15 protein-coding genes are annotated in these 14,712 nt (G+C 43.8%); 8 read left to right on the top strand and 7 right to left on the bottom strand.

What is annotated here, in order from left to right:
- Window positions 1-38 precede the first annotated feature (38 nt).
- From rodA to V7K97_RS00475, 6 genes are all read left to right on the top strand, one after another.
- A complete protein-coding gene (gene rodA / locus V7K97_RS00500; protein WP_334798752.1) occupies window positions 39-1,352 on the top strand; it encodes a rod shape-determining protein RodA in 1,314 nt (437 codons plus the stop codon).
- Between the two features lie 115 nt (window positions 1,353-1,467).
- Window positions 1,468-1,665 (top strand): NAD(P)H dehydrogenase subunit NdhS, encoded by a 198-nt coding sequence (locus V7K97_RS00495; protein ID WP_099099801.1) that lies wholly within the window; start codon window positions 1,468-1,470, stop codon window positions 1,663-1,665.
- A 287-nt stretch (window positions 1,666-1,952) separates the two neighbouring features.
- On the top strand, window positions 1,953-2,609 hold the full coding sequence (locus tag V7K97_RS00490) for an HAS-barrel domain-containing protein (protein ID WP_334798751.1): 657 nt from the start codon (window positions 1,953-1,955) through the stop codon (window positions 2,607-2,609).
- 140 nt (window positions 2,610-2,749) lie between these two features.
- Window positions 2,750-4,885, top strand: coding sequence for a cation:proton antiporter domain-containing protein (locus V7K97_RS00485; RefSeq protein WP_334798750.1), 2,136 nt, complete (start codon window positions 2,750-2,752; stop codon window positions 4,883-4,885).
- Between the two features lie 481 nt (window positions 4,886-5,366).
- Entirely contained in the window at window positions 5,367-6,317 is a 951-nt protein-coding gene (locus V7K97_RS00480) for a UDP-glucuronic acid decarboxylase family protein (protein ID WP_334798749.1), read from the top strand.
- Between the two features lie 146 nt (window positions 6,318-6,463).
- Complete coding sequence (locus V7K97_RS00475; RefSeq protein WP_334798748.1) at window positions 6,464-7,855, top strand: UDP-glucose dehydrogenase family protein; 1,392 nt, start codon at window positions 6,464-6,466, stop codon at window positions 7,853-7,855.
- A 160-nt stretch (window positions 7,856-8,015) separates the two neighbouring features.
- Here V7K97_RS00475 and V7K97_RS00470 read toward each other — a convergent pair whose 3' ends face one another.
- The 4 genes from V7K97_RS00470 to V7K97_RS00455 form a co-directional block, all read right to left on the bottom strand.
- Window positions 8,016-8,810 carry an LmeA family phospholipid-binding protein gene (locus V7K97_RS00470; protein ID WP_334798747.1) on the bottom strand — a complete coding sequence of 265 codons (795 nt, stop codon included), beginning with the start codon at window positions 8,808-8,810 and terminating at the stop codon, window positions 8,016-8,018.
- Window positions 8,811-9,142: 332 nt separating this feature from the next.
- On the bottom strand, window positions 9,143-9,364 hold the full coding sequence (locus tag V7K97_RS00465; protein WP_334798746.1) for a type II toxin-antitoxin system HicB family antitoxin: 222 nt from the start codon (window positions 9,362-9,364) through the stop codon (window positions 9,143-9,145).
- Window positions 9,361-9,618 carry a type II toxin-antitoxin system HicA family toxin gene (locus V7K97_RS00460; RefSeq protein WP_334798745.1) on the bottom strand — a complete coding sequence of 86 codons (258 nt, stop codon included), beginning with the start codon at window positions 9,616-9,618 and terminating at the stop codon, window positions 9,361-9,363. The genes V7K97_RS00465 and V7K97_RS00460 overlap by 4 nt, the downstream gene beginning before the upstream one ends.
- Before the next feature lie 77 nt (window positions 9,619-9,695).
- Window positions 9,696-10,310 (bottom strand): hypothetical protein, encoded by a 615-nt coding sequence (locus tag V7K97_RS00455; protein WP_334798744.1) that lies wholly within the window; start codon window positions 10,308-10,310, stop codon window positions 9,696-9,698.
- Window positions 10,311-10,497: 187 nt separating this feature from the next.
- Here V7K97_RS00455 and V7K97_RS00450 point away from each other — a divergent pair, with 187 nt between their 5' ends.
- Window positions 10,498-10,908, top strand: coding sequence for a DUF6883 domain-containing protein (locus V7K97_RS00450; RefSeq protein ID WP_334798743.1), 411 nt, complete (start codon window positions 10,498-10,500; stop codon window positions 10,906-10,908).
- On the top strand, window positions 10,898-11,152 hold the full coding sequence (locus V7K97_RS00445; protein ID WP_334798742.1) for a hypothetical protein: 255 nt from the start codon (window positions 10,898-10,900) through the stop codon (window positions 11,150-11,152). The genes V7K97_RS00450 and V7K97_RS00445 overlap by 11 nt, the downstream gene beginning before the upstream one ends.
- A 63-nt stretch (window positions 11,153-11,215) precedes the next feature.
- Here the strand turns inward: V7K97_RS00445 and V7K97_RS00440 are convergent, their stop codons facing one another.
- The 3 genes from V7K97_RS00440 to V7K97_RS00430 form a co-directional block, all read right to left on the bottom strand.
- Window positions 11,216-12,466 carry a competence/damage-inducible protein A gene (locus V7K97_RS00440; RefSeq protein WP_334798741.1) on the bottom strand — a complete coding sequence of 417 codons (1,251 nt, stop codon included), beginning with the start codon at window positions 12,464-12,466 and terminating at the stop codon, window positions 11,216-11,218.
- Window positions 12,467-12,563: 97 nt separating this feature from the next.
- Entirely contained in the window at window positions 12,564-13,847 is a 1,284-nt protein-coding gene (gene glyA, locus V7K97_RS00435) for a serine hydroxymethyltransferase (protein WP_334798740.1), read from the bottom strand.
- Window positions 13,848-14,458: 611 nt separating this feature from the next.
- Window positions 14,459-14,710, bottom strand: a complete 252-nt coding sequence (locus V7K97_RS00430) for a hypothetical protein (RefSeq protein ID WP_334798739.1) — start codon at window positions 14,708-14,710, stop codon at window positions 14,459-14,461.
- Window positions 14,711-14,712: the final 2 nt, after the last annotated feature.

Below are 14,712 nucleotides of genomic sequence, written 5' to 3'. Positions count from 1 at the left end.
CCCAATCCCCAACAATTAAAAAAGTCTAAACTGGAACAATGTTGTTAAAACGATCGCTCCCCAAAGTTCGCTGGAAGTCTTGGGTTAAGCCCTGGCAGTCTGTAGATTGGCTACTATTTTGTTTGCCAATTGCTGTCAGTATCTTTGGCGGCATCATGATTCTCAGTACGGAATTAAAGCAGCCTGTAACTGACTGGTGGTGGCACTGGATGGTAGCAGCTATCGGCGTATTTATAGCGCTGTTGTTATCTCGCATCCGTTACGAACTATTGATGCAGTGGCACTGGGTAACATATTCACTGACGAACTTCAGTTTAATCGCCGTGATGATTGCTGGTACTAGCGCTAAAGGGGCACAACGATGGATTAATGTTGCTGGCTTTAACGTCCAACCCTCAGAATTTGCCAAAATAGGGATGATCATCACCTTGGCAGCTTTGTTACACAAACGCACTGCTTCTAGTCTCGAAGGTGTTTTCCGCGTTCTGGCAATCACCGCTATCCCTTGGGGATTGGTATTTTTACAGCCAGATTTAGCAACATCATTGGTATTTGGTGCGATCGTTTTAGGAATGCTTTATTGGGCAAATGCTAACCCAGGCTGGTTAATTTTGATGATTTCTCCGGTGGTTGCCGCCATTTTGTTTAGTATATCTTGGCCATTAGCAGCGCCAGTAGTTTTATTTAAAGAACTATCTTTTGGCCTATTAGGGCTAATTTGGTCAGTTGCGATGGCTATTGTCGGTTGGCAAACCCTTCCCTGGCGTCGATTTGGTTTCGGCGCTATCAGTGCGTGGAGTCTCAATATACTGGGTGGCGAATTAGGAATCTTTGCCTGGAACCATATTTTAAAACCCTATCAAAAAGATCGGCTAACTGTATTCATGGACCCCGATCACGATCCCCTCGGTGCTGGGTATCACCTAATTCAATCTCGCATTGCGATTGGTGCTGGTGAAATTTCGGGCTGGGGTCTGTTCAAGGGGCCAATGACGCAACTGAATTTCGTGCCGGAACAGCATACAGACTTTATTTTCTCCGCAGTGGGCGAAGAATTCGGTTTTATTGGTTGTTTGCTAGTACTATTTGTTTTCTGCTTAATTTCCTTGCGTCTACTACATATTGCCCAAACTGCCAAAGATAACTTTGGTTCATTGTTGGCTATTGGGGTTTTGTCGATGATCGTGTTTCAGGTGATTGTGAACGTGGGTATGACTGTAGGTTTAGCGCCTGTGGCAGGAATTCCCCTGCCTTGGATGAGTTATGGGCGTTCTGCAATGTTAACCAACTTCATTTCCTTGGGAATAGTAGAATCAGTAGCAAATTTTCGACAAAGGCAGAAGTATTATTGATTGGTCATTTGTCATTTGTCATTTGTAAGAACCAAGGACTACGATATGCGGCGCGAACGGTTGAGGGTGGGGACTTCCGCGATACGATTAAAAGGAAACAAGCGAGGCTAAAAACATGATCCTGCCTGGAGCAACTGTTCGCGTCAAGAATCCCGCAGATACCTATTATCGCTACGAAGGACTCGTGCAACGCCTGAGTGATGGCAAAGTAGCCGTATTATTTGAAGGTGGTAACTGGGATAAATTAGTTACCTTCCGCCTGAGCGAATTGGAACTTGTAGAGACCACCGCCGGACGTAAAAAAGCCAAATAAGATTAGTCATTAGTCATTTGTCCGTTGTCATTTGGCAAGAACTAATTACTAATGACCCTTACGGGTGATGCCTCCGGCACGCCAAGGGCGAACGCTAGTCACTCATGGGGGAAACCCCCAGACGCTCTCTACGAGACGCTGCGCGTAGCTTGCTTCTCTGTAAGAGTACGCGGACTCGCTTGCCGCCGGCGCTATCGCCCTTGGTGTCTCCCCTTCTCCCAAAGGGAGAGGCTAGCGCCAAGGGAGAAGACCGCGCTGGCTCACCAATGACTAATGACTAAATTACTATGCGCCTCCCATTACCACAGTTTGCCACTAGCGATCGCCATCCCAACCACATTGCGGAGGTAATTGAAACTACTAGTACTGAATTTCTGGCTCAGTGTTTAGAACCAGAAGATTTGACCTTTCCCTCTATGCCACCCTTTGGTAGTTGGGTTTGTTCTGTAGATGAGGAATCTGGCAATCAAATCTATGCTGTAGTGTATTATGCCACAACTATGCCCATAGATTCCGTACACCGAGCTAGAGCGTTGGGGTTATCCTTGCAAGACTTACGGGAGGAACAACCCCAAATATTTGCCATGCTCCGCACAGAATTCCGGGCTGCGATCGTGGGATTTGAACTATCTTCGCAAAATCAAAGTTATAACCAAAGAGTATATCAGTATCTTCCACCCCGTCCCCCGCAAATTCATCAAGCTGTTTATCGATGTGAACCAGAAGCTATCATTAAATTTACTGAAGAACTAGATTTTTTACGGACACTGCTTTGTATCAATGGTGCGCCAATCGAGTCGTTGACCGCAGCAGCCATTCGAGATGTATACCAGTTACGCAAAGCTGACCGAGAATGGCTAATTAAAGCTGGACGTAACTTGAGTGTGCTACTGAAAGACGACTACGATCGCTTGCGGTTCATTTTGAGTCAAATCCACCCGTAGGTACTTAGTTCTGAGACAATTACTTAGTTAGTGTAAATTAAGATTTCTGATTTTTCTTCAGGTGGCTTCTCAATTTACCCATCAGGCGATCGCCCCCAAGGTAATCGCTATTTTACCATAGCCCCTTCAATTCCTACATCATGGAACTCTTATCACAAGTTCTGGTTCTGGAACCAACTTCCCAAGTTCTTGGCAAGGAACCCATTGTTCCCTTTGCTATTTTACTGGTGGTCATCTTAGTTATACCCATCTTGTTCGATCGGCTAAGATTACCAGGATTAGTGGGTTTGGTTTTCTCAGGGCTAGTACTTGGTCCCTCAGGCTGGAATCTATTTGAGCCTGACTCGCCAATGATTAACCTCCTATCAGACATTGGGTTAATTTACTTGCTGTTTGTCGCTGGGCTAGAGGTTGATCTAGAAAAGTTCCGGCGAAGTAAAAGCCGTGCCTTTGGATTCGCTAGCTTGACTTTCAGTATACCCCTGGTGATGGGAACCTCATTAGGGCTGATTTTCGGCTATGGCTGGAATACTTCAATCTTAATTGGCTCTTTATTTACTTCCTATACCCTTTTGGGATATCCCATAATCAGCCGTTTGGGAGTGGTAAACAACGAAGCTGTTACTGTCACCATTGGAGCGACAATTTTTACAGATATTGGCGCAGTGCTGATCTTAGCCGTTTGTGTAGCGATCGCTCAAGCTGGAGCATTCAGCTTTGCTAAACTACTCACCTTGTCGGGTTGGTTAATTATTTATTCTGTTGCCGTTGTCACAGGCTTTGATTGGGCGGGCAAAGAATTTTTCAAGCGATCTGGAGACGACGAAGGAAACAAGTTTTTGTTTGTGTTGCTTTCGGTGTTTCTGGCGGCTGTGGGCGCTCAATTGATGGGTGTAGAAAAAATTGTTGGGGCTTTTTTAGCGGGTTTAGCGGTGAATGAAGCTGTGGGTGAAGGCCCTGTTAAAGAAAAGGTAGTATTTATTGGCAGTGTGCTATTCATTCCCATTTTCTTTGTTGACCTGGGCTTACTGATTAATCTACCCGCCTTTGTGAACAATCTGGACACGCTGAAGTTAACGCTGTTGATGATAGCCGGTTTGATTGTCAGTAAATTAATCGCGGCTTTGTTGACAAAACTAGTTTACCGCTACAAGTGGCAAGAAATGCTCACGATGTGGTCGCTGTCACTTCCCCAGGTTGGTACAACCTTAGCAGCGACGTTAGTGGGATATCGGGCGGGGTTGCTGCCACTAGAAGTATTACACAGCGTCATTGTCTTAATGCTTATTACATCAACCTTGGGGCCGTTGATGACCAGTCGAATAGCTGTTGGTTTAAATTCCTCACCAACCGAAGATCCAACACCACCCTTACCTGACCAGAACGCACCAGAGACAGACAGTGCTTTTACTATAGTCGTACCTGTGTATAATCCTCAGACTGAACAGTATTTGATTGAAATGGCGGCGTTATTAGCGCGTCAGTCTCAGGGGAAAATTATCCCACTGGCGATCGCTACTGCTGCCGCTCACATGGATGCACCGCAGTTAGAAGCCTCTCTACAACGGAGTGAACAGTTATTAACCAAAGCCACGGCACACAGTCGAATATTGGGCGTGGCCGCAGAACCAATGCTGCGAATTGATGATGCCTTTGCTCAAGGAATTAGTAGAGCTGCTCGTGAACAAAACGCTAATTTAATTGTTATGGGTTGGGGTAAACGCACTGGGTTACGAGCGCGTTTATTTGGGAATGTGATTGATGGTGTGCTTTGGGCATCCCATTGTCCAGTGATGGTGACACGTCTAGTAGAATCACCGAAAAAAATTCAGCGCATCTTAGTACCTATAGAAAATTTAACCGCACCGACATTACAGCCTGTACAATTTGCCCAGATGTTGGCAGAGGAAAATCAGAGCCATATTACTGTGCTGAATGTGTGCGATCGCCGCACTAGTTCGAGTAAAATTGCTTGGAGGCGATCGCATCTCTCCCTACTAGTATCTAAATTAGCTTTGACCAATCCCCCAGAAATTCAAATTATCGCTCACGAAAATGTTGCCCAAGCAATTTTGCAGGCAGCACGATTATATGATTTAGTAGTTTTACCTTTTATACGTAATCGTACCAGTCCTGGAGGGTTAGCTATTAGCGATGTCACAACCCAATTAGCCAGACAACTTACCTGCTCCATAGTCATGCTTGGAGAACCGCAACGCACTCAAACTAATGTAATTACCTCTAATGCGGTTACTACCATTACATCTACTGTATAATACAAGCCATAGTTCAATCTACTTAAGTAAGTGGGCACAATAAAACCAAACTGTGTGAAGAAAAGTAAACAAGGCTCAAACTCTTTTTCCCCCAGCTAAGTGCCTTATCCCAACGATAATTATTTACGCCGACCTACTTAAGTGGAGGTTGGGTATCCGAGAATTTCCACAAATCTTTGCAACAAATAAATCGGCTGTACAGATACACAGATGTTCGTCCCTCTCTTGTTGAAGATTTGATAAAGCTTAGGTAAAAAACCAACAATTTTCAAACAATGTTTGTTATTTTACTAATTAAATTCTTCAGGAAGCAGGTAAAAACATCATAAAACAAACTACATCCGTGAAAAATAGCTAAGTTCAACAAAAATTTTTGCTTGAGCCGTGTTCTTTTTTTTATTTTGTATTTTTGTCCCCAAGCTGGGTAATCTAAAAGTAAGTGCAATAGCTACTGAAAATATTTGTAAGTAACTGGGAAACTATGAGAATTTTGGTGACCGGCGGTGCTGGGTTTATTGGTTCCCATCTCATCGACCGACTAATGGCTGCTGGGCATGAATTAATATGCTTGGATAATTTTTACACTGGTCACAAACGTAATATCCTTAAATGGCTAGGTAATCCGTACTTTGAACTGATCCGCCACGATATTACCGAACCAATTCGGTTAGAAGTGGATCAAATTTATCATTTAGCTTGTCCAGCTTCACCAGTACATTACCAGTACAACCCAGTTAAAACCGTTAAAACTAACGTGATGGGAACACTGAACATGTTGGGACTGGCTAAACGTGTGAAAGCTAGGTTTTTCTTGGCTTCAACTAGTGAAGTATACGGAGATCCAGAAGTTCATCCCCAAACTGAAGAGTATAGGGGTAGCGTCAATCCCATTGGCATACGTTCATGCTACGACGAAGGTAAAAGGATTGCTGAGACTCTAGCGTTTGATTACTATAGGCAAAATAAAGTTGATATTCGAGTTGTGCGGATATTCAACACCTACGGGCCGAGAATGTTAGAAAACGATGGTCGGGTGGTGAGCAACTTTATAGTTCAAGCCTTACGGGGTAATCCTTTAACCGTATATGGTGATGGTTCGCAAACTCGTAGTTTCTGCTACGTTTCCGATTTGGTAGAAGGATTCATCCGCCTAATGAATAGCGACTACATTGGCCCAGTCAACCTGGGCAATCCTGGTGAATACACGATTTTACAATTGGCACAAACTGTGCAAAATATGATCAACCCGGACGCGGAGATTAAATTCGAGGAACTACCTTCGGACGATCCCCGGCGTCGCCAGCCCGATATCACAAAGGCAAAAACTTGGTTAAATTGGGAACCCACCATTCCTCTGCAAGAGGGGTTAAAACTGACAATAGAAGATTTTCGCGATCGCATTCAAGGCGATGTCAATAATTCAACCATCTAAGCAGCCTTTAGTGTCGCTTTGAATTTTCATGCAGGCTCACCCTCGATAACTAATCTGCTTAGTGGCTGAGTTTACTGCCAGTGTGTACGTGTCAAGTTGACAACTTCTTTTTGAAGACTAACCCAAAAAAAGTGAGGAGCTAAAAAATGCGTGTTTGTGTGATTGGTACTGGTTACGTTGGTTTAGTTACAGGTGCTTGCTTGGCTCATATTGGGCATGATGTAATTTGCGTAGACAACAACGAAGAAAAAGTTAAGTTGATGAAGTCTGGGCAGTCCCCAATTTTTGAGCCGGGACTCTCAGAAATTATGCAGTCTGCCATTCAAACAGAGAAAATTCATTTTACTAGCGATCTCGCAGCCGGAGTCACCCACGGGGAAATTTTGTTTATTGCTGTGGGAACACCACCTTTACCCACTGGTGAAAGTGATACTCGTTACGTCGAAGCTGTAGCCCGTGGGATTGGGGAAAATCTCAACGGTGGTTATAAAGTCATAGTGAATAAATCTACAGTACCCATTGGCTCAGGTGACTGGGTGCGGATGCTTGTTCTAGATGGTATTGCTGAACGGCAGAAAACACTGATACCCGCAGGTGGAGTGTCGAGTGATCAGAAATTACCTGAGTTTGCAGCCGAGTTTGATGTAGTCAGCAATCCAGAGTTTTTACGCGAAGGTTCGGCAGTTCACGACACCTTCAACCCCGATCGCATCGTACTAGGGGGCAATAGTCAGAGGGCAGTAGCCTTGATGAAGCAACTGTATGCCCCAATTGTGGAGCGGAAGTACGCTGAGGATCAATCTTTACCACCTGTGCCAATTTTGACAACAGACCTGAGTTCGGCGGAGATGATCAAATACGCCGCTAATGCCTTTTTAGCCACTAAGATTAGTTTTATTAACGAAGTCGCTAATATTTGCGATCGCGTCGGTGCTGATGTCACCCAAGTAGCCAAAGGTATCGGTCTAGACTCCCGCATTGGCAACAAGTTTTTACAAGCTGGTATTGGTTGGGGTGGTTCTTGCTTCCCCAAAGATGTCTCCGCCCTAATTCACACTGCTGATGACTATGGCTATGAAGCCCAGCTAATGAAAGCTGCTGTCAGTGTCAATGAACGCCAACGGTTGATTGCTTTAGAGAAACTTCAACAAGTTCTGAAAATTCTCAAAGGCAAAACAGTTGGACTACTCGGACTCACCTTCAAGCCAGATACCGACGACTTGCGCGACGCTCCAGCCCTCATCCTCATTGAGCAGCTAAATAGACTGGGAGCTAAAGTCAAAGCTTACGACCCCATTATTTCCCAAACAGGTATGCGTCATGGGCTTTCTGGGGTGTTAGTGGAAACCGATGCCGAAAGACTAGCTGATGGCTGCGATGCTTTGGTACTTGTCACCGAATGGCAGCAGTTCAGCACTCTCGACTATGTAAAGATGGCAAAATTAATGGCCCACCCAGTTATCATTGATGGTCGTAACTTCCTCGACCCCGAAGCACTGATCCGCGCTGGATTCCAATATGTAGGTGTGGGACGGTAGGCAATACAGTTCGGATCAGGTTTTTTAATACAACCCATAATCAATAACTCCTAACTCCCTTCAAAACCTCAAGATTTAAATACCGCCTAGATCATTCTAGGCGGTATTTAATTTGTTTAAAGCTTCACTTTACTTGGTGTTTTTGCGTGAAAATATCATATCAAGCGCTATGTGGAATACGTTCAACTTCAGCATATCCACTGAAAATAAGTTTTTGACCTTCAGTTTCTAATCTATTGAGCCTCATTTTCACTCCATCAAGGTCAAAACGATCCAAATCGACCATATTATCCAAAATTTCTACCAGCGCTACGCTCAAGGTTTGGGAAATTTCCCTTTGCGCTTCTGGCACTTGGTCAAGTTGAATTTTCGGATCTTTGAAAGAAACTCGCCGCCGCCTTTCTATGCCTATGCTTAGGATCATACTCAGGGGAACTAGTTCGCCATTGTTTAAATCTGCTTTTGCTAAAAGCTGTAAACGATTTTCAGGTAATAGCTGTACCTCAACTTCCGTAAAGGAGACTGGTTCACCGCCAGATAATGCCGTCAGTGATGGTACGGTGAGGTTAAGCAGGCGCTTTTTCACCAGTTCCGCATTAAAGGCTTGGTTTATGCCTGCTTCTGATAATATGACTTGAGCGATCGCCTGAGTAGGTTGCTTAAGGCTAAGTTTGCCACTTAAAACCGAGCCGAAGTCAATAGCCACCGCATCAGTTTCAAAAGTCATCTCCTCAACCGCGAAATCTCTCCGAATCACCAAGGCACGACCGCTCATTTTGAAGCTATCAATGCTGCCTTGCAAGAGCTTGCTGGAGGGGTAGCAGCGCACAAAGACTTCTACTGACTCGCTTTGAGTAAACAGGTGGCGAATCGTTTGGCTGGCGACCGTGTTGAGCATCCGCTCTCCCCAATCTGTGCCTTTAGGATCTTGTAAACCAGTAAGTCCGCCGAACATGTGGTTTTGGGTCTCTAGAAGTTCTTTGTACTTTTGTAACAAATTGTCAAGAATACAGCAAGCGATCCCGTGATTAATTGTGCTGATGCTGATGCATAGGATGGCTGATGGTTATAAATTCCATGTATCAGATGTTACTTTTACGCGTAGATATAGCCAAGCTGACACCAGGGGCAAGATAGTACAAATTTACCTAAAACTGAGGTTTGTAGTATCCCAATGACAGGACTGAAACCCTTATGATTTCGTTATAGCCTTGTCTAAGAATGTTAACATTTCTTAATCAAAGGCGATCGCAACCTCTACACCAAGTGCGATCGCCTCTCTCATAATCATGAGGCTATTTGGTAAATTGCAGGACGATATCTCGGTTCAGGAATTAGTTTTCCCACAATTTTGGCCGCATCTAACCATGCTTCTTTTGCTTTCAAAACTTCACGAAGTGCTTCTTCTTCTGTTGAACCAAACGCTGAACAGTACTTCAAATCAGGAATATCAGCAATATAGCCCTCATCTTCTTGACTGTAGAAAATATTAATATGATAGTTTTTCATCCTTCATCCTCCAAAGTAAGTGTATATTTTTCAATCAAAATCAAAAATTGACGGACTTGATACGGAACAGCTTCGCCCTTTCGATTTTGCAGGTTAACAAGCTCAGGAATATCTGGATTAGTAAATATGTGGTGACTACCATTAACCCGTGATAGAGAAAATCCAAATGCCTCAACCAAAGTCACCAGTTCATTAAATTGAATATTCTTAGAACCAGAAAGAACTTTCTCTAGCAATTTACGTTTTTTCGACATTATTTATACACTTTATCATCACAAAATCAAAAGCGTGTAGAGGCAAAGCAGCTTGTGATTGTACATCGCTATATTTCTCAGCAACTGAGTATCGCCACCAAAATACGCAGTAAATCTTCTATATCAGCAGGAACACGATATAAATTCAGGTTTTGAGTTATTTGTTTACTTTCTCGATTCAATAGAGCAAATTGCCAAATATACCCTGTAGAAACAGCCCCCTGTAAAATTGGCTCTTGAGAGTCAGTCCACGCATCAATAGCAATCAGTTCTACAGCAAGCTGAGTAAAACCCCTTGCCAAATCAGCATTTTTAGCTTCTACAACTAAGAGTTTATGGTCTGCGTGCAAATAATAATCAAGGTAACCTTTTAATTTTTCTGTAACCATTAAAGGATATTCGATTCTAAGTTGAGCGTGAGTGTAATGAACAACATCCAATAAAATGGGGGCAATTAGTAACTCTCTGCGAGCTGCCTCACTAGTCAAACTAATATATGGCAAACTCTCCTCAATCCTAGATTTGAGATTTGCGAGTCTGTCTAATTCAATGCTGGACTTTTGTAGATTGAGAGAGGAACGTTTTAAAGAATAGCCAAATTCAGCCAGTATATCTTCTGGCTCGAATGACATCTCAAAATAGCTTCTGAAAGTGTATGAGTGATTTGGTTGGAGGATGGGAATTTTGCTCATAGCTTTTAGTGTAAAATGATTATGTCCAAAGTTTTGGACATAAGTCACACAGTTTTAATGCCTGTCATTGAATCTAACAACTCTTTGCCACTTTCCCATCGGGAATCTGTAAAAATCCTGATCATTGGCTCCCGTCGAGGTATCAACAGGATTATTTAAAATATTTGATCCGCTTCTAGTGTAGTAAATGAGTCAGGATTGGAACCCAGGTGATCCGTTGCCGAAGGCAGAGGATGCCGAGATAGACCCTCGCAAAATTGAAGAATACTCCATGAATCCAAATAATCCTAGTAACCAAGGAAAGTGGATGGCATTCGCTGCAATTGGCTACGATGTACAAAATGCCGAGGCTCGTAACGCTGCGACTGTTGATGTAATCAGACAACTGCGTGAAGGTCTTGGCAATGCACCAGCCGTAAAAGGTCAGATAAGTATTTATGGTTTTCGATTTCAGGTAAGAGTGAGGATTCAGGGATTAAATAAAAGAGAGGGAACTCTTGTAACTCACTGGCAGATTGATAATGGAAAAGAGATTCCCCGACTAATCACAAACTGGCTGGAAGTAAACAAACGAGAGGAAGATAATAATGAAAGCTAAACTTTACGATCAAATAAAAACATTGGCACAAGTGCAACCAGATTTTGCCGACCAGATGATTCCTAAAAATACACTGGGAACAATTGTAGAATGCTACGAAAATCCTGAAGGTTATGCAGTAGATATTGCCATACCCAATCAAAAGTTAATTGGAAGCTATGAATACGTAAATGTTATTCTTACTGCTGACCAATTTGTGCTTGTGAATACTGTCTCGCAACCACTGAATGTTGTTACTCAGTAATGGCAAAACCTGATCGGGTCATGTGTAGGAGGATAGAGACGCGGATATGCGCTCTTAAGTTACCTACCTCGTCAACAACTTCCGCCGCAAATTATCCAACGCTGCATTCGCACTCACATAACGAATTAGAGAACGTCCTCGCACTGCACCAAACTGATACTCAAAACTTGCCACTTCATCCTTTGGCCCAGCTAAACCAACGTAAACTAAACCTACCGGCTTAGTATCTGTTCCTCCATTTGGGCCAGCAATTCCAGTGATACTCAATCCCCAAGTTGTTGCAAGGCGGGTTTTGACTCCAACAGCCATTTGCTCTGCAACGATCGCACTTACCGCCCCAAATCTATCTAAATCTTCCTGTTTAACCCCCAGCAGCCGAACCTTCACCGAATTGTCATAAGAAATTACTCCACCCCAAAAGTAATCAGAACTCCCAGAAATATCAGTCAACATTTGCCCTAAACCGCCACCAGTGCAAGATTCTGCCACTGAAAGGGTTTCTTTTGATGCCCGCAACAACTGACCGACCACGGAAGCAAGGGTATCATTATTAACGCCGTAAAAATCCAGTCCGGCAATTTCTTTAAGTTGTTTTTCAATGGGTGCAATTAAGGCTTCTGCTGCGGCTTCTGAAGTTGCTTTAGCAGAAACTCGCAATCTTACTTCCCCCTTGCCTGCATAAGGGGCGACTGTGGGATTTGGTAACTTTAAATAGGAAGCAACTTTTTCCGCCAAAGCCGATTCACCAATACCCCAAAATTTTAAACTCCGGCTGTGAATAATTTCTTTACCCCAACCTTGACTTTTGAGAAATGGCACAGCTGTTTCTTCCCACATCGAGTGCATTTCACTCGAAACACCGGGAAAGGTAAAAATTGTAATTTCAGGACGAGGTTGCCAGATAATACCTGGTGCTGTTCCCGTGAGGTTAGGTAGAATTTCTGCACCTTGGGGAATCAAAGCTTGCTTGCGGTTACTTGGTGACATAACCCGACCACGTTGGGCGAATTTCTGGGTTATATCTTCGATGATGTCAGAGCGTTCTACTAAGGGGACTTTAAAAAAATCGGCGATGGTTTCGCAGGTGAGATCATCTGGTGTTGGGCCAAGTCCACCAGTGAAAATGAGAATTTGCGCTCTGGAAATAGCAATTTCTATAACTTGTTTCAATCGTTCTGGATTATCCCCAACAACTGTTTGATAGTAATGGGGGATACCTAGCTGCGCTAATTGTTGCGCCAAAAACTGAGCATTACCGTTGAGGATATCTCCTAGCAATAGTTCAGTACCAACACAAATAATTTCTGCACTCATTGGATTGGGAATGGGGAGTAGGGAATGGGGAGTGAGGAATGGGGAGTGAGGGGACAAGGAGAATAAGTATATCCCATGCCCCATGCCCCATGCCCAATTATGCTAGTGCTGGTACAGGAATTTCCAGGTGAGGGTATAAGGGGAAGCGATCGCACAATGCCGCTACCCGTTGCCGACAATCTTGGGTTACTACCTCGGAATCTGGAGAAAGTAGGCGATCGCTAATAATGTTCGCAATCTCGGTAAATTCTGCTACTCCTAAGCCTCGCGTGGTCATTGCTGGCGAACCTAACCTCAGTCCACTGGTAACAAATGGCGATTGCGGATCAAAGGGAATAGTATTCTTGTTAGCAGTAATATTCACGGTACTAACTAGCTGATCTGCCTGTTTACCAGTTAGACTTACAGAGCGTAAATCTACTAATAGTAAATGGTTGTCAGTGCCATTAGACACTAACTTTAAACCCCGGTTTTGCAGTTGTTCGGCCAAAGCACGAGCATTTTCAATCACTTGGGCAGAATAGGTTTTAAACTCAGGCTTGAGGGCTTCTCCAAAAGCTACTGCCTTACCAGCAATAACGTGTTCCAATGGCCCGCCTTGGCTGCCAGGAAAAACAGATTTATCTAGCTTTTTACCTAGTTCTGCGTCACTGGTCAAAATTAAACCACCTCTAGGTCCGCGTAGAGTCTTATGGGTAGTTGTTGTCACCACATGACAATGAGGAATCGGATCGGGATGAAGACCACTAGCAACTAAACCAGCAATGTGGGCAATATCGGCAAGTAAATAGGCGCCGATTTCATCAGCAATACTACGGAATTTTTCAAAATCAATTATACGGGGATAAGCCGAATAACCACAAATCAGCAGCTTAGGACGCTCCCTCAGCGCCAGCTCCCGAATTTGGTCATAGTCAAGTTGTTCTGTTTGTTGACTAACCCCGTAATGACTAACTTGGAACCACTTACCTGAAACATTTACAGGGGAACCGTGGGTAAGATGTCCCCCATGAGACAAATCCATGCCCATAATTTTGTCCCCTGGTTGCAGCAGCGACAGGAATACTGCAAAATTGGCTTGTGCGCCAGAATGGGGTTGCACATTGGCATGAGCAGCACCAAATATCTGTTTAGCACGGTCGATCGCTATTTGCTCAATTTTGTCGATAAACTCACAACCGCCATAGTAGCGTTTACCAGGTAAACCCTCGGCATATTTATTTGTCAGTACTGAGCCTTGAGCCGCCAGTACAGCAGCAGAGGTAAAGTTTTCACTAGCAATCAACTCCAAGTGGTCTCGCTGACGCTGTAGTTCGTCGTTGATTAACTCTGCGATCGCCGGATCACTGGAGGAAAGAAAGTCTGAATTAGTCCTAGTCACTTCAATTATCCTTATGGAAATTTGTACAACGGCTGATTTTAGTTGGATGCAGCTCCTAAATAACAGTCAAGAGCAATGGTTTTTGACTGCTGCACAGAGGCGATTAATCGTCTGCGTACCCTGGAGGTTTATTTGTACCAACTTATTTATTATTAGACCCAAGCTCAATTAATGCATTAATTATCATAACCTTGCTTTTGGGAATCTTGATTTTGCGGCGATCGCTCTGATGTGATACAGAGAGAAAGGCGATCGCTTCGGTGTTACCGTGGAGTGAATTCCGAGTCAGGAGTGGGAAATATACTGAAGTAGTAAAACACCATTGCCCATAGGTGTCAACTTAACGTAGAAGCCAGTCTAGAACTAGCTTTTAGAGATTGTCTCGTTCCCAGTCAGAGACTGGGAATGCCCGTCGTTGGGGCTGCCGCCTCAAGACTGGCGGCAGCAGCGCAATTGATCTGCATTTCCAGCCAGAGGCTGTAAACGAGGTTTTAAAGGGGTTTTATCTTAAGTTGACACCAATGACCATTGCCCTACTTAATCATTCGTGAACAACAAGATCCCCGACTTCTTAAAGAAATCGAGGATCTGGGGGTTGCAATTTTCACAAATCAAATAGGATTAATATAGCGATTTTGATAGTAAGCCAAAATCTGGTTAACTCGTTGCCGACATTCTAAACCAGAGTTTGCCCTCCACGAAAGGCTCAAACCACCAATTTGACTTTGATTGTAATCAAATTCTTGGGATGATTGGGGAATTAAATCTACTTCCACCCCTTCGACTTGACGTAAATGCGCTGCTATTTCTCTATAGACAGCTAAAGGCAAACCAGCGAATTCAATTTTCTCCTTAGTCTCCATCT

The organism is Nostoc sp., from assembly GCF_036917815.1.
In the GTDB taxonomy this organism is placed as follows: Bacteria; Cyanobacteriota; Cyanobacteriia; order Cyanobacteriales; family Nostocaceae; genus Nostoc.
This window is presented reverse-complemented; position numbering and strand designations above follow the sequence as displayed.